We start from the raw sequence: 15,799 nt of genomic DNA on the forward strand, positions 1-15,799 counted from the left end.
GGTGGGGAGCTTCAGATGGTCTTAATAGCTAGAGCATTAGTATCTGAGCCAAAAATACTTATACTAGATGAGCCAGAATCAAATCTAGATTTTAAAAACCAGCTGCTTATTTTAGATACAATGACAAAGCTATCAAATCAAGGTATAAGCTGTATATTTAATACGCATTACCCAACTCATGCACTACAAAGGGCGAATAAAGCGTTTTTGCTTAGTAAAAGTGGTAAGTATTTATTTGGCGAAACTAGAGAGGTTATAACAGAGGAAAATATAGAAAAAGCATTTGGAGTAAAGGCAGTAATAGGAGAAATAGAAACTCCAAGCAATGTTTTAAAAGACGTAATACCTCTAGAGATAACTAACACAAATGATATGGATATATCTTTAGATAAAAGCCAATTATCTACTGAGAGAAAAGTAGCAGTTGTATCCATAATTGCTGAGGATTCAAGTATTTCAGATAAAATAAATAAGCTAATAGGAGAAAATAAAAAATACATAATAGGTCGTATGGGAATGCCTTATGAAGAAAAGGGTATATCTATTATAAATGTAACTTTAGATGCGCCTGAACATGCAATTCAATCTCTAGTATCTAAGCTCGGACATCTATCAGGTGTAAGCGTAAAGGCTATATATTCTCAAGTTGATTATAAAGAAGAAAAGGGATGTGAAAAGGTTGAATAATGTAGAAATAATAGATAAGTTAAACGAAAATAAATGCCTTTCTTTTTCAGAATGGAAACAGCTATTAGGTACATTTACAGAAGAAGATGCAAAATACGCATCTGATATTGCAAGAGAGATAGCTGTAAGTAAATTTGGAAAGAAGATATTTTTCCGTGGTATAGTCGAGTTTACAAACTACTGTAAAAACGACTGCTATTACTGCGGAATAAGATGTTCAAATAAAAATGCAGTTAGATACAGATTGTCTAAGGAGGATATATTGGATTGCTGTGAAGAGGGGTATAAGTACGGTTATAGAACCTTTGTACTTCAAGGTGGAGAAGATAGACACTATACAGATGATATGATAGTAGACATTGTATCTGAGATTCACAAGAGATTTCCAGACTGTGCTATAACACTTTCAATAGGAGAAAAAGAGAGAGAATCCTATGAGAGATTTTTCGATGCTGGGGCTAGTAGATATTTACTTAGACATGAAACAGCAAATGAAGAGCACTACAGAAAGCTTCATCCAGAAAAACTTTCTTTAAAGCACAGAATGAATTGTCTAAAGGATTTAAAGGAGATAGGTTATCAAACTGGATGCGGATGTATGGTTGGAAGTCCATATCAGAGAATAAGTGATTTATGTGAAGATATGATATATATGAGTGAATTCAAACCTCAGATGATAGGTATAGGACCATTTATACCACATAAGGATACTCCATTTAGAGACTTCGAGTCAGGTAGTGTTGAGATGACATTATTTTTACTTAGTTTATGCAGAATAATGCTTCCAGATGTACTACTTCCTGCTACAACTGCACTTGGAACAGCAAAAGCAGATGGAAGAAAGCTAGGGGTTTTATGTGGAGCAAACGTTATTATGCCGAATTTATCACCTATAGCAGTTAGAAAAAATTATTTATTATACGACAATAAGGCTATAAGCGGTGAAGATGCAGGCGAAAATTTAAGAGTTTTGCAAGAGCATATGAGTGAAATAGGATATGAAATAGTAATAGATAAAGGAGATTACAGAGGATAGTAGATAAGGGGGATTTAGATTATGATAAAAATAGCGGTTTATGGAAAAGGTGGAATAGGAAAATCAACTACAATTTCTAATTTATCTGTTGCATTAGCTAAAAAGGGATTAAAGGTAATGCAAATAGGATGTGATCCAAAGGCAGATTCAACAACTAATCTACATGCAGGTACTGAAATAAATACAGTTTTAGACTTAGTTCGCGAAAAGAAGGACAACTTCGAATTAGAAGATATGGTAGTAGAAGGATATAAGGGAATTTTATGTGTAGAAGCAGGTGGACCAACTCCAGGAATGGGATGCGCTGGAAGAGGTATAATAACTGCTCTAGAAAAACTAGAACAAAAAGGAGCATATGAAAAATATAAACCTGATGTAGTTTTCTACGATGTATTAGGTGATGTAGTCTGTGGAGGATTCTCAATGCCTATGAGAGGTGGATACGCAGACAAGGTATTTATAATAACTTCTGGAGAATACATGTCAATCCACGCAGCTGCAAATATAGCTATGGCAATAGATAACTTCAAGGATAGAGGATATGCTAGCTTAGGTGGAGTTATTTTAAATAAGAGAAATGTAAAAAACGAAGAAGAAAAAGTAAATGAATTTATAGAAAATGTAAATTCAAAATTAGTAGGAACTCTAGACAGAGACGAAATAGTAATCCAAGCAGAGGAAATGAAAAAAACAGTTCTAGAAGCCTTCCCAGATAGCCCTATGGCAAAAGAATATGAAGCACTTGCTGAGAGCTTACTTAAGGCATGTGAAAAGGAGGAGGCTAAATAATGCTAAAACCTATTAGAGAAAAAGAAAGAGATGCTTGCGTTTTAATAAAAGATGCTAAGTTTCCAGCACCTTTTGATTCTAGACTTGAATTTTCATGCTCAGCTAGAGGTACTTGGAATATAGTTCATATAGGAATGCTTATTCCTGAAATTCACCAAATATTTGTATGTGCTCAAAGCTGTCTTAGAGGTGTTGTTTTAACTGCAGCTGAGATGAATGCTATAGATAGATTTTCTAATATAATAGTCAGAGAAAATAACGTATTAGAAGGGGATACAGAGGACTTAATAATAGAAGGGGTCGGAGATATTTTATCCAAGCTTCCTTATAAACCAAAGGCGGTCTTAGTATATACTAGCTGTGTTCACCATTTTGTAGGATGTGATTTAGATTTAGTATATAAGAGACTTAGAGAAAAATATCCAGATATAGAATTTACAGACTGCTATATGAATCCAATCATGAGAAAAAGTGGGCTTACACCAGATCAAATAATGAGACGACAATTGTACAGCCTACTAGATAAAGAAGAATTAGAAGAAAAGAGTATAAATATAATTGGAAATAACTACTCAACTGATGAAAGCAGTGAATTAGTAAAAATCATAAAAGATAATGGATTCACTCTTAGAGAGATTACAGATACTAAGACTTATGCAGAGTACAAAGAAATGGGCAAGAGCTCTATAAATATTTCTTACAACCCTGTAGCTAGAGAAGCAGGTAGATATTTAGAAGAAAAATTAGGACAAAAGCATCTATACTTACCTCTATGCTATGGATTCGATGAAATAGAAAAGAATCTAGACTTACTTTGTGAAACTATTGGTGTAGAAAAGATAGACTTTGAAGAAAATAAAAAAGCAGCTACAGAAGCTCTAAATAAGGCTCAAAAGGTAATAGGAAATACTCCTATTTCTATAGATTACACACTTACTATGAGACCTCTAGGACTTGCTAGACTTCTTTTAGAGCATGGATTTAATGTAGAGAGTATATATGTAGATAGCTTTATAGCTGAAGAACAAGAAGACTTCAATTGGCTTAAAGAAAATTATCCAGATATAAAAATCTACGCGACAGTACACGTAAAAATGCGTTTTGTAGATAGAAAAAGCGATGAAAAAATACTAGCTCTAGGTCAAAAGGCAGCATACTTCACAGGAAGTAATAATTTTGTAAATATAGTTGAAGGTGGAGGAATGTATGGCTTTGACGGAATAGTAAAATTAGCAGATCTTATGATTGACGCCTTTTTAAACGAAAAAGATGCTAAGAAATTAATACAATTCAAAGGATTGGGGTGTGAAAATTATGAGACAAATTGCAAGTAGAATATCTATTTATTCAGCAGATCCATTTGGAGTGTGCTCAGCTTTATACGAATTAGGTGGACTTACAGTAATGCACGATGCTTCAGGATGTAACTCTACATACAATACTCACGATGAGCCTAGATGGTACGATATGGACAGTATGGTATACATATCAGGAATATCTGAGATGGAGGCTATAATGGGGGATGATGATAAATTTATAAACGACATAATATACACTGCAAAAGAGCTTTCACCTAATTTTATAGCTATGACTGGAACTCCTATACCAATGATGATAGGAACTGACTTTAAAGCTATTGCATCTATAATCGAAAAAGAAACAAATATACCTACTTTTGGTTTTGATACAACAGGGATGCATTCATATGTGAGTGGAGCATATAAGGCTTTTGAAGCTTTAGCTAAGAGATTTGTAGATGAAAAAGCAGATAAAAAAGAGGGTACAGAGGGCAAAAAAAGAGTGAATATAATAGGTGCTACACCGCTAGATTTTTCTGTAAATAAAAGTGTCGAAGCTATGAAGGAATTATTAGAGTCAGATGGATTTGAAGTAGTAAGCACTTGGGCTATGGGTTCTACTTTAGACGATATAAAAAAATCTGCAGCTGCCGATGTAAACTTAGTAGTATCTTATTCAGGAATGGGAGCTGCTAAATACCTATACGAAAAATTCGGTATTCCTTATGTAGTAGGTACACCATTTGGAAAGAAATTTGCAGAACTTGTCATAAATGAGTTAAACGAAGCTATAAAGACAAAAGAAAATAAAATAGCTTATAAAAATAGAAAAACAGCAGAGGATGCAGACATAACTATTGTAGGTGAAAGTATTATGTCAGAATCTCTAGCTTGTGCTATATCAGAAGAGAAAAACAAGACAGTTAAGGTAATATCAGCTTTGGAAACAGATGAAAAGCTTCTTCTAGATGTAGATAAATTAGCTATGGATGAAGAAGAAATAACTGAACTTTTAAAGGATGCAAAAACTATAATAGCAGATCCTTTATATAAACCTATTTGTCAAATTGATTCCAACTTTATATCTTTGCCTCATGAGGGATTTTCAGGGCGAATTTATAGAGATGAAATACCAAATATAATTAATAAAAACTTATAAGAGAGGGGAATTTTATAAATGAAAAAATTCAAAAAACTAATATGTATGTTACTGATAGTAACTATGCTACCAATATTTGGAGGGTGTTCATCATCATCTAAATCAAGCTCTAGCTCACAAGCTAGCTCACAAGCATCATCAAGTACTGGAGATACAATAACTATAACTGACCAAGCAGGTGATGAAGTTACATTACCATCTAAAATTGAACGTATAGCAGTTTGTGATATACTACCATTACCATCAGTTTTAGCAATATTCTTCAACTCAGCTGATAAAATAGTAGGTATGTCAGAACCAAGTATGACTGCAGCTAAAAACGGTCTTTTAGGACAATTATATCCAGAAATATTAAATGCAGATACAAGCTTTATAAAAGACAGTGAAGTAAACACAGAGGAATTATTAAAATTAAAACCAGACGTAGTATTCTACGGAGCTTCAGATCCAGAAATCGGATCAAAATTAAAAGAAGCTGGATTTAATGCAGTTGCAATATCAGTTAATAAATGGGATTACGACTGTATAGAAACTTTAAACAACTGGATAGACTTATTAAGCCAAATATTCCCAGAAGATGCTAAAGCAGACAAAGTAGCAAAATACAGCAACGAAATTTACGATATGGTTCAAGATAGAGTAAAAGATATACCAGAAGATGAAAAAGCTAACGTATTCTTCTTATTCAAATACGATGAAACTTCAATAGTTACATCAGGTAATCAATTCTTCGGAAGCTGGTGGGCAAAAGCTGTAGGAGCTAAAAACGTAGCTGACGATATAGACAAAGATAATGCAGTGCCAATTAATATGGAACAAATTTACGATTACAACCCAGACATTATATTTGTAACAAACTTCACTCAAGCTCAACCAGAAGATTTATACAATAACACTATAGGTAGCAACGATTGGAGTAAAATAAAAGCTGTTCAAGATAAGAAAGTTTACAAAACTCCTCTAGGAATGTACAGAAGTTACACTCCAGGAGCTGATACTCCTATGACTTTATTATGGTATGCTAAGACTATATATCCAGATAAATTCAAAGATATAGACTTAAATAAAGAAGTTGAAAAATACTATAAAGAAGTATTCGGTGTTGAATTAACAGAAGAACAAGTAGAATCAATATTTGCACCAACATCAGATGCTGCAGCAGGATTCTAAGATAGAGTAGACGAATAAGATAAATTAAAAAACCGCTAGTCGTAAGTTTTTATAACTGGCGGTTTTTATATTACATGGCTAATCCTGTAATTAGGTAAAGTAAAGTTCCTATAATTCCACTTCCAAATATTACAGTTATGGCGCTCATTTTGTATTTTCTAAGTGCGTATAACCCTGCTACAAATAATCCGCATTCAATCCACTTAAAATCGGTTATTTTAAAACTAGATATATCAGCATTGAAAATCGCAAGCATAAGTATTGACATACCAGCAGAAGCTATTAGAGCTACTACAGCAGGTCTAAGTGAAGCGAGTACAGTTTGAACTCCTGAGAAGCTTCTGTACTTATAGTAGAAATACGCAAGTGTCAAACAAATTATAAATGAAGGTATAATACATCCTAAAGTACAAATTACAGCTCCAAAAGGACCGGCAAGTCGAGTACCTACAAATGTCGATGAATTTATAGAAATAGGTCCAGGAGTCATCTCAGCTATAGTGATTAAGTCAGTGAACTCCTCTAAAGTCATCAAGTGATGAACATTTACTATTTGATCTTGTATAAGTGGGATAGCAGCATAACCGCCTCCAACACTGAATAAACCGACCTTTAAAAAACTGAAGAATAATTTTATAATTAGCATCCTTGACTACCTCCTTTTACTTTATTTTTCTTTAGTTCTAACATTAAATCTACAATACCTATTAAAAGGCAAACTAATATAACGTTCATGGCACTTACTTTAAGTAGGTAAGTTGCTATAAATCCAACTATCATCATGGCGATATATAGATATCTTTTTGTTTTTAATACATTTTTCATAAGATTTATAACTACATCGAAAATTACTGCAGCAACTCCAGCTCTCATGACTTGAAGCGCTATTGCTATATATTTATTAGTTCTAAATTCTGTATAAAATACTGAGATGATTGATATTATAACCATTGGAGGGATTATAGTTCCCAAAATAGCGATTACAGAACCTAAAATTCCACACATACGATAGCCTATAATAACTGAAGCATTTACAGGAAGTGGTCCTGGAGAAGATTGTGTTATAGCCGTTATATCTAGCATCTCATCTTCGTCTAGCCATCCTAACTCTTCTACAAATTTCTTTTTCATAAGTGATACTATGACAAATCCTCCACCGAAGGTACATGAGCTAAGTACGAACATCGATTTGAATAAATTCCACAAAATAAATGATTTTGATTGTTTTTCCTTCATAATATTCTCTCCTTTTATCTGAAGTTATTTACAGTTTTATTATATTAGCTATTTTATTATAAGTAAAATATATAAGTTTTATAAAAGTAATAGGCAAATCTATATCATAGGAAAATTTTGAGAGAGATATAGAGGAGTCAATATTATCTAATATATCATGGCTATCTTTAGCGAAGCTACTTCCATGTGCCTTGCTATTATGAATATATTTAAGAACTTTGTGAAAAATTATAGTTTTAAATATATATTTTCAAAAATAAAATCTATTCACTATAACGATTCTACAAATCTATTTTTTATCATATACTGAGTAATATAAAGATCACTTGTCGCTAACTCCATAAATAATTCCTTTATTCGATTAAATTCTTTATATTTCTTACTTATAAATAAAAACTTAAACCACATTAAATAATTATTTAAATATTTAGTAGCGATTCCATTGAAATTTCTCATCCATTCTCTTAATTCTCTATTATATTTAAAAACTCGTTTCACGTTGTAAATAGGGTTATATTGTCCAAATACTTTAACTAATTTTAAATTTAGCTTTCTAGCTACTTCCCTATACTTCCATGAATACACACATAAAGTTACATTTTTTTCTACTTTCCCCTCAAAAAATGACACCATATCTTTTGATTTGATTTTATTATTAATTTTTCCAAAATCATTATCTACTATTCTTGTAAGTATATGTCCCTTTTTATCAATTGCTGTATTAATACAAATTTGACTCTGTTTAATGTTATTGTCACTTGGTATCATACCTGGAGTTCTATTAAAATGAATACCTAGACAAGGCACTCTACTTTTATCAAACGTTTTAAAATATTTTTCATCAAAATGCATATAAGCAGGCGATCCTTTGAAGGATTCGTTGATATAGCAAGCATCTGTCTCAACTATACCCTCTAAAGTTTCATCTTTTAAAGATACATTAATCACATCTAAAATTTTGTGACGCATAAAAAATGCAGTTGGCACGCTGACCCCAACTTCTTCTGCGCACATTCTAATAGTTCCACCTTCTATCATAAATTGACAATATTTTAGCCATTTTTCCAAGCTCAATTTTGTATTAGATAGTGGAGAAAGACTTCTTTCATCAAATGTTCTTCTACATTTTTTGCAAATATATCTTTGACGACCATATGTCTTTCCATTTTTATTTAACTCTGTATGTCCACATTTAGGGCATTTAAGACCTTTTTTAAATCTACCTTCTAAAATCTCGTCTTTTCCTTCTTTTTCATCATAAAACCCTAAATTATATAAATTTTTTAATTTTTGTTGAGCTAACGCTATTAAAGAACTCATTTCTTCTATATTTAAATTATCTACCATTGATCTAATTTTTTTAGAACTAAAAATATTTGAATGTTCTTGTCGAAACATAATGCACCTCTTCCTGATTTATGTAATTCATAATGTAAATCACTAATTTTGAATATTTTGACTTTTATATAAATTCTTGGTTATATTATGCCCTAACAAAATTTATTTCATACATATGTCACAAAATCATTAAACATATTTATAATAGTTCTAAGTTGAGTATATATACAACAAAACCTATAAAATTTTATAATTTTTATTTATTTCAAATTTATATGAATTACTTGCAAATAAAAAGGAGAACCAAAACTAATTTTGATTCTCCTCGGGTTTTATCTATTTCATTGCTTCTCTTTGTCTTTGTTTGTTATATTGTAATCTTTCGTGAGCATTTAAGTATTTCTTTCTAAGTCTTATAGCATTTGGAGTGATTTCAACTAATTCGTCGTCATCTATAAATTCTAGAGCTTCTTCAAGAGTGAATACTTTTGCTGGGTTTAATTTGATAGCATCGTCAGTACCAGAAGCACGAACGTTAGTAAGTTTTTTATTCTTACATGGGTTAACTACCATATCTTCACTTCTTGAGTTCATTCCGATTATCATACCTTCATAAACTTCAACACCTGGGTCTACAAACATTTGAGCTCTTTCACTTAAAGCATTAAGACCGTATGCCATAGTAGTACCAGGTCCTTGAGCTATTAGAACACCATTACTTCTTGAAGGTATTTCACCTTTGTGGTCTTCATATCTTGCAAAAGATCTGACCATGTTTCCTTCACCACGAGTGTCGTTTATAAATTCAGATCTATATCCTAAAAGTCCACGAGTTGGAGCAGAGAATTCGATTTTTACGTAATCTCCTTCTATAGACATTGCTTCCATAACACCTTTTCTCATGTTCATCTTGTTTATTACAGTACCTGAGTAAACTTCAGGGCAGTTTATTATAACTTTTTCGATTGGTTCTTGAACTCTACCATCTTCTAATCTGTGCATTAAAACTTCTGGCTTAGATACACCTACTTCATATCCTTCACGTCTCATATTTTCAAGTAATATTGATAGATGAAGCTCACCACGACCACTTACCTTGTATCCATCAGTAGTATCAAGTGGTTCAACCTTAAGTCCTACGTTTACTTCAAGTTCTTTTTCTAGTCTATCTTTTAAATGTCTAGTTGTTACGAATTTACCGCTCTTACCAGCAAAAGGTGAATCGTTAACTAAGAAGTTCATAGATAGAGTAGGTTCTTCTATGTGTATCATTTCCATTGGAAGTGGATTTGTAACTTCACATATAGTTTCACCTATAGATATATCAGGTATACCTGCTATAACTACTATTTCACCGCTTCCAGCTTCGTCTACTTCTACTTGTTTAAGTCCTTCATATACTGATAGCTTAGATATTTTACCTCTAGATACAACTTGTCCTGCTTTACATACAGCTACTTGTTCACCGTTTTTTACAGTACCTTTGTAAACTCTACCTATTCCAAGTCTACCTATATAATCATCGTAAGCTAGAGCTGATATTTGAAGTTGAAGATGTTTATCGTCGTAATCTGGATAAGCTTCAACATGGTTTACTATAGTTTCAAATAGTGGAGCTAAGTCAGTACTATCGTCATCCATTTCACGTTTAGCTATACCTTGTTTAGCTATACCGTAGATTATAGGGAAGTCGCATTGTTCGTCAGTTGCATTTAAGTCTACGAATAAATCGAATACTTCGTCTACAACTTCTTCAGCTCTTTGATCTTTTTTATCTATTTTGTTTATAAATAGTATTGGTCTAAGACCTAATTCTAATGATTTTTGTAAAACGAATCTTGTTTGAGGCATTGGTCCTTCTGAAGCATCTACAAGTAGTATAACTGTATCGACAGTTTTTATAACACGTTCTACTTCTGATGAGAAGTCACTATGTCCTGGTGTATCAACTATGTTTATTTTGTAGTCTTTGTAGTTGATAGAACAGTTTTTAGAGTATATTGTTATACCTCTTTCGGCTTCAAGGTCGTTGCTGTCCATTACACATTCTTTTACTATTTCGTTTTCTCTAAATACACCGCTTTGAGCTAAGAATGCATCAACTAAAGTTGATTTTCCGGCATCGACATGGGCAATTACTGCGATATTTATTATTTTATGTTTAGTTGACATATAAAAATCTCCTTTTCTTAATTTATATAATGTAGAAAATTATATTTTTTAAAACGCCATTAAATATAATTTTCACAAATGTATTTCAAAAAATTCCCTGAACTTAATAATCTTCAACCGAAGACTTTTTCATAACTAAGCTATTATATCATAATGGAATATAGTATACAAGATGTATAAAATTTCAATCTCATAAAAATATTGCAAAATGTAAAAAATTATTTTAATATTATCGACTTAATAAATATTCTCTGTGCAAAGCCCAAGTATTATTCTCCCATTTAAATACAGTTATATTGTCGAAGTCGCATTCAAAATCGCAAGGAATTACTCTTACATAGTCCCATAATTCATCGAATATCTTTTGAATTTTTTTAGATGAAATAGTAACGTGGAATACTTTGTTTTTTCCTTCGCCTTTTTTGAAATTTATATAAGGAATTTTCGAAATTTCATCGATTAATTTATCGTGTAGAGCTTTTCCTTCTTTGCTCATATTTACCTTCATATATACAACTCGATTGTCAAAATGGTCGTATCCCTTTATTTTGTACTTTTCGCTTTTATGTTTTGACGAAAAATCTTTTAGTACTCTATCTAAATCAGAAATATCATCGGCTTCAAATGGCGCTTTTATTGTAAAATGAGCTGGCAATTTAGAGGATTTTGCGCCTAATTCTCTGAAGACTTCTTTTCTAAGGTTGTTGTTGAAGTTGCCAGCAGGTCCTTTTACTACACTTACTATTACGTATCTCAAATTATCATCTCCAATTTTAAAAATTAAATGTAGTATATATTAAAGATTATGGAAAATCAAGGGTTGAAGAGAGGTATTGATATATATAAATTAAAAATACTTACATCTAGTAAATATAAAAATTATTACTTAGATGTAATTTTATTATGTTATTAATTTTATTTAAAATTTAATTTAAAGTCCGCAATTATATTTCCAATCGGAAGCTTTGTATTAGAATAAATAACAGGTTTTACAAATCTATCTAAGCTTTTTATCTCAGAATCCCTTAAAAGATCTAACTGAATAAGCGTGCTCATAACTGCTGGATATAAGGCTCTAAAATTGCCATCTTCTACCTTGAAAGTTATACCCATATCTTTATCCTTAATACCGATACAGTAAATACCTTCTGCACCGAGTTTTCCGCATAAACGACCGTTTGTGTTTTTTATTAGCTCTGTACAAAAGCCATTTGTACCTGCTATCATCTCTGGATGAGCGTTCATTGCATCGAATATTTTATTGCATGCGAATTTATAGTTTTCATCTAATTTATCCGGTGTAGCAAGCTTAGCATAGCCTATAGACATATTTTTGATAGGCATACCGTGTACTGGAACTCCGCACCCATCTGTACCTATAAATATATTTTCCGGTTTAATATCGCACATACTAGAAATAACTTGTAAAACCTCCTTTTGCATTGGGTGGTCAGGTTGATTATATGTTTCTATAGGATATCCCTTTGTTTTACATACTGATAAAAATCCACTGTGTTTTCCTGAACAGTCTGAATTTAGTTGGTCTATTTTGTGGTGATTTAATAATTGTTCCTTCATATAATCTTCACTTATAGATAGAGGACTTCCACATAATAAATCGTTCTTTGTGCATTCTATTTTTTCAAGTATTTCAGAAATTACTTTTCTATGCATTTCTTCGCCGTAATGAGATGCACACATTATAGCTAGCTGCTCATCAGTGAAATTGTATTTTTCATAAGCTTTAGATAAGATCACATTGAGTGCTTGAAGTGGTTTTGCAGCGGATCTCATATAAGTTATTAGATTTTCGTCTCCAGCAGAGGCTATAATTTCTCCTGAGCTGTTGGCAACTACTATTGAAACATTATGTTTAGATTCAACAATATTTCCCCTAGTAACATTTACTATTGCATTTGACATGATAACATCTCCCTTTTATAAATATTTGCTAAGTATAATATGTTCTATTTACTATAGTATACAACGAAATACTAATGATAAAATATAAATATTTTGGTATAATTTATAGTAAAAATAAGCCTTAAGCTATAATTTATTTATAGCTGGTTCCATGGTAAGAAATAGGCTTATTTTTAGAGGTGGGACTGCGAACTCGATTTTATTGAAAAAACTTTATAGAAGTTTTTCAAGGAAGGAGAGGTCGTGTTATGAATGAATATGGAATTAGCAAGTACGAGGAGTTGATGAAAAAGTATAAGCGAACAATCCAAGATGATCCAGTTGATATGAAAGAATATATGATATTGGATGAGACTGGGCTGGGTTTAGATGAGTCGCTTGAGTTTTGTGATTTTAAAAATAGTAAATTGTTAGAATGTAAGTTGGATTTATTTGAAAAGGTTGAGCTCATATTTGACTCGAGAGGTTCTGACTGTGGTTTTGAATTTGTTAAATTTACCTTTGAGGATTTGGACTTTTATGAAAATAACTTTTTATATAAGGATTTAGAAGATTGGGAAGATGTTAAAACTGGATGGATAAAATATATTTTAGAGGTAATGGAATTTGTCATTTTAAAAGGTAAGTTTAGAATATCGTTTGAATTCGATTTGGAAGTAAAAACTAAAACAAAGGTCAAAGAAAAAGTCAAAAGGAAAAGAAAAACTCAAATAATTGAAATTGAGGCTAGGTACTTGACTATTGAAAAAATGGATAATTTTGAATTCAAAAGCAATCAAATTTCATGTGATGAAATTGAAATGAAATATGATGGTATGGAAATAATATACAGCCAGAAAAAAGTCGATTCCTTAGTAGAAAACTTAAAGATAAGTCGTAAAAAGGCTATGAAACTAAGTGATTTCTATGATGAATATAAAAACTATGAATATCGATTTTCAAATGTATACAGAGGTATTATCATAGATAAAAAAGGAAATTTTAATCTTGAACATATAAAGAATTTATATAGTATATCAGAGGGATTAAAATCTCTATTAACTGATATGTACTTGATTTGGAGTAAGGTTATTTCTTGTGGCAAAACAAATTTGGACGATGAGTTTTATATTGTATTTCATTTAAATGAATCGTATATGACAGATGGATCTTATTTTAAGTATGATGATTATGAGCATGGTGATGGAGTTTTCGATGAACTGTACGAAAGAAAATGTTCAAATGAAATTGTACTTGTTAAATTTAAAGGAGTTAGCTTTTTAAAAGGAATTGATCTAATTGGAGAATCTATAGGCTATAATTATGTCGAAGTGAATCCTGATAATATTGATTTTAGGATAGGAAACAAAAATGCTGAGTTTTTTACAATTCATGCAAGAGATGTAGAAGTCGATATATTAGATAATTGTAGAAGATTTTTTGAATGGCCAACTTATTGGAATAATTTAGGAAATAAATAGAAGTAATATAATAGCCCTTAATGAATAAATTATATTCGTTAGGGGCTATATTTTTAGTTAACTGTACATACCGTGTTGACTCATATAGTTGTAGATCTTTTCGCCGTGTTCCTGTTCTTCCTTTTGGATGTGGTTTAAAAGCTGTCTTATATTTTTATCTCTAAATTCAAAAATAGCAGTGTCGTATGTAGATGAAACGTACTTTTCTGTAGATAGAGCATCTTGGCATAGTAATTTATCTGATTCGTCGTAATTAATCGGAGCTGAACTTTGCAAGCTGCTTAGGTCAAATTGAGATTGAGAATTTGTGCTTTGTTGTCCTTGAGCTTGGTTCATAGCAGGGATAGTTCCGTTTAAAATTTGGTTTATTGTGTTTAGATGCTGTTGTTCCTTTTGAGCTAGGGAATTAAATAGAGATTTTAATTCTTGGCAATTCGCCTTTTCAGCGTGCTCTTTGTATTTTGCGACACATAGAGTCTCGTGGCTCTTTGCATCTTCTAGTAAAAGTCTCTCTTTAGTAGTTAAATTAATCATCGTAATCACCTCAGTAATATTTTGTATAAATTTATTAAAAATATTCATATATACGCTATTTTTTAGTAAATAAAATGTAACTTTTTATCAAGCTTTTCTATAAGATATATTAATTAGGAAGGTGATATAATGGCGATAAAAATATGGGGCATAGATGTTAGTAAGTACAATAAGCCAATAGACTGGGAAAAGGTAAATGAGGCTGGTGTTAAATTTGCAATTTTAAGAATTGGATTTGCGAGCACTAGAAATAGAAATAATCTTTATGTAGATCCTTATTTTGAAGAATTTTATAAAGGCGCAAAGGAAGTGGGGATGCCTGTAGGAGGGTATTTTTACTCGAGATGTAACAGCAGAGCTACAGCAAAAGAAGAAGCAAATTTTATAACAAATGCGATAAAAGGTAAGCAGTTCGAATACCCAATATGGCTCGATGTAGAAGATACGACAAATTTAAATTCAGCAGATAAATACACTCTGACAAAGGCAGTTGTAACTTGTCTAGAAGAAATAAAGGCAGCTGGGTATTATGTAGGAATATATTCGGGAAAATATATATTAAGAGATAAGATAAACGACGATAAATTAAAAAACTACGACCACTGGATAGCACAGTACGCAGTTCACCCAACTTACACAACATATAAAATGGCTATGTGGCAATTCGGTGCAGAGGTAAACTTCCTGACAGATAAAAAAATCCAAGGAATAGGAAGTGATGTAGCCGACCAAAATTACTGCTATAAAGATTATCCGACAATAATAAAAAACGCTGGATTAAACGGTTTTGAAAATGGCTATATAAATGATAAGCTTCCATTTTATATTAAAACTTTAGGCAAGGTGAATATTAGAAAATCACCAGATGAAAATTCAGATATAGTTTATACAGTTCCAAGAGCAGGTATAAGATATAGGGTGACTAAGATTTCAGATGATGGTAAATGGGGCTATGTGCGATATAGAGATGGATGGATTACTTTAGATGAGAATTATG

15 protein-coding genes are annotated in these 15,799 nt (G+C 31.7%); 8 read left to right on the forward strand and 7 right to left on the reverse strand.

The annotated features are described in order from the left end of the window. From MR593_RS13520 to MR593_RS10515, 6 genes are all read left to right on the forward strand, one after another. Positions 1-687: TM1266 family iron-only hydrogenase system putative regulator (locus MR593_RS13520; RefSeq protein ID WP_331474816.1), on the forward strand; the 687-nt coding region annotated here is incomplete at its 5' end. Next, a complete protein-coding gene (gene hydE / locus MR593_RS10495) occupies positions 680-1,723 on the forward strand; it encodes a [FeFe] hydrogenase H-cluster radical SAM maturase HydE (protein ID WP_290692626.1) in 1,044 nt (347 codons plus the stop codon). The genes MR593_RS13520 and hydE, both read left to right, overlap by 8 nt. Positions 1,724-1,744: 21 nt before the next feature. Next, complete coding sequence (locus MR593_RS10500; RefSeq protein WP_290692628.1) at positions 1,745-2,512, forward strand: nitrogenase iron protein NifH; 768 nt, start codon at positions 1,745-1,747, stop codon at positions 2,510-2,512. Continuing rightward, complete coding sequence (locus tag MR593_RS10505; protein WP_290692630.1) at positions 2,512-3,846, forward strand: nitrogenase component 1; 1,335 nt, start codon at positions 2,512-2,514, stop codon at positions 3,844-3,846. Before MR593_RS10500 ends, MR593_RS10505 begins: the two co-directional genes overlap by 1 nt. Then, positions 3,827-4,969: a nitrogenase component 1 gene (locus MR593_RS10510; protein ID WP_290692632.1), complete on the forward strand. Its 1,143-nt coding sequence runs from the start codon at positions 3,827-3,829 to the stop codon at positions 4,967-4,969. Before MR593_RS10505 ends, MR593_RS10510 begins: the two co-directional genes overlap by 20 nt. Before the next feature lie 18 nt (positions 4,970-4,987). Beyond that, complete coding sequence (locus tag MR593_RS10515) at positions 4,988-6,139, forward strand: ABC transporter substrate-binding protein (protein ID WP_290692634.1); 1,152 nt, start codon at positions 4,988-4,990, stop codon at positions 6,137-6,139. 70 nt (positions 6,140-6,209) lie between these two features. Here the strand turns inward: MR593_RS10515 and MR593_RS10520 are convergent, their stop codons facing one another. The 6 genes from MR593_RS10520 to MR593_RS10545 form a co-directional block, all read right to left on the reverse strand. Further along, a complete protein-coding gene (locus MR593_RS10520; protein ID WP_290692636.1) occupies positions 6,210-6,785 on the reverse strand; it encodes a chromate transporter in 576 nt (191 codons plus the stop codon). Then, on the reverse strand, positions 6,779-7,375 hold the full coding sequence (locus MR593_RS10525; protein WP_290692638.1) for a chromate transporter: 597 nt from the start codon (positions 7,373-7,375) through the stop codon (positions 6,779-6,781). Before MR593_RS10525 ends, MR593_RS10520 begins: the two co-directional genes overlap by 7 nt. Before the next feature lie 270 nt (positions 7,376-7,645). Then, positions 7,646-8,773, reverse strand: coding sequence for an IS1595 family transposase (locus MR593_RS10530; RefSeq protein WP_290692640.1), 1,128 nt, complete (start codon positions 8,771-8,773; stop codon positions 7,646-7,648). Positions 8,774-9,049: 276 nt separating this feature from the next. Continuing rightward, positions 9,050-10,885 (reverse strand): translational GTPase TypA, encoded by a 1,836-nt coding sequence (typA, locus tag MR593_RS10535; protein ID WP_290692642.1) that lies wholly within the window; start codon positions 10,883-10,885, stop codon positions 9,050-9,052. A 229-nt stretch (positions 10,886-11,114) separates the two neighbouring features. Further along, a complete protein-coding gene (locus MR593_RS10540; RefSeq protein ID WP_290692644.1) occupies positions 11,115-11,642 on the reverse strand; it encodes a 2'-5' RNA ligase family protein in 528 nt (175 codons plus the stop codon). Between the two features lie 158 nt (positions 11,643-11,800). Continuing rightward, on the reverse strand, positions 11,801-12,808 hold the full coding sequence (locus MR593_RS10545) for an asparaginase (protein ID WP_290692646.1): 1,008 nt from the start codon (positions 12,806-12,808) through the stop codon (positions 11,801-11,803). A gap of 248 nt (positions 12,809-13,056) precedes the next feature. Between MR593_RS10545 and MR593_RS10550 the strand changes: the two genes are divergently transcribed. Further along, entirely contained in the window at positions 13,057-14,268 is a 1,212-nt protein-coding gene (locus MR593_RS10550) for a hypothetical protein (protein ID WP_290692648.1), read from the forward strand. A gap of 57 nt (positions 14,269-14,325) precedes the next feature. Here the strand turns inward: MR593_RS10550 and MR593_RS10555 are convergent, their stop codons facing one another. After that, positions 14,326-14,802, reverse strand: coding sequence for a spore coat protein (locus tag MR593_RS10555; RefSeq protein WP_290692650.1), 477 nt, complete (start codon positions 14,800-14,802; stop codon positions 14,326-14,328). Between the two features lie 129 nt (positions 14,803-14,931). Here MR593_RS10555 and MR593_RS10560 point away from each other — a divergent pair. After that, a partial coding sequence (locus MR593_RS10560) for a glycoside hydrolase family 25 protein (RefSeq protein ID WP_290692652.1) occupies positions 14,932-15,799 on the forward strand: 868 nt, incomplete at its 3' end.

The organism is Intestinibacter sp. (assembly GCF_022780145.1).
GTDB lineage: Bacteria > Bacillota > Clostridia > Peptostreptococcales > Peptostreptococcaceae > Intestinibacter.

Coding starts and splice junctions, on each gene's coding strand:
- typA (WP_290692642.1), bottom strand. CDS start 10,885: ATGTCAACTAAACATAAAATAATAAATATCGCAGTAATTGCCCATGTC.
- MR593_RS10515 (WP_290692634.1), top strand. CDS start 4,988: ATGAAAAAATTCAAAAAACTAATATGTATGTTACTGATAGTAACTATG.
- MR593_RS10550 (WP_290692648.1), top strand. CDS start 13,057: ATGAATGAATATGGAATTAGCAAGTACGAGGAGTTGATGAAAAAGTAT.
- MR593_RS10505 (WP_290692630.1), top strand. CDS start 2,512: ATGCTAAAACCTATTAGAGAAAAAGAAAGAGATGCTTGCGTTTTAATA.
- MR593_RS10510 (WP_290692632.1), top strand. CDS start 3,827: ATGAGACAAATTGCAAGTAGAATATCTATTTATTCAGCAGATCCATTT.
- MR593_RS10520 (WP_290692636.1), bottom strand. CDS start 6,785: ATGCTAATTATAAAATTATTCTTCAGTTTTTTAAAGGTCGGTTTATTC.
- MR593_RS10500 (WP_290692628.1), top strand. CDS start 1,745: ATGATAAAAATAGCGGTTTATGGAAAAGGTGGAATAGGAAAATCAACT.
- MR593_RS10525 (WP_290692638.1), bottom strand. CDS start 7,375: ATGAAGGAAAAACAATCAAAATCATTTATTTTGTGGAATTTATTCAAA.
- MR593_RS10545 (WP_290692646.1), bottom strand. CDS start 12,808: ATGTCAAATGCAATAGTAAATGTTACTAGGGGAAATATTGTTGAATCT.
- MR593_RS10555 (WP_290692650.1), bottom strand. CDS start 14,802: ATGATTAATTTAACTACTAAAGAGAGACTTTTACTAGAAGATGCAAAG.
- MR593_RS10530 (WP_290692640.1), bottom strand. CDS start 8,773: ATGTTTCGACAAGAACATTCAAATATTTTTAGTTCTAAAAAAATTAGA.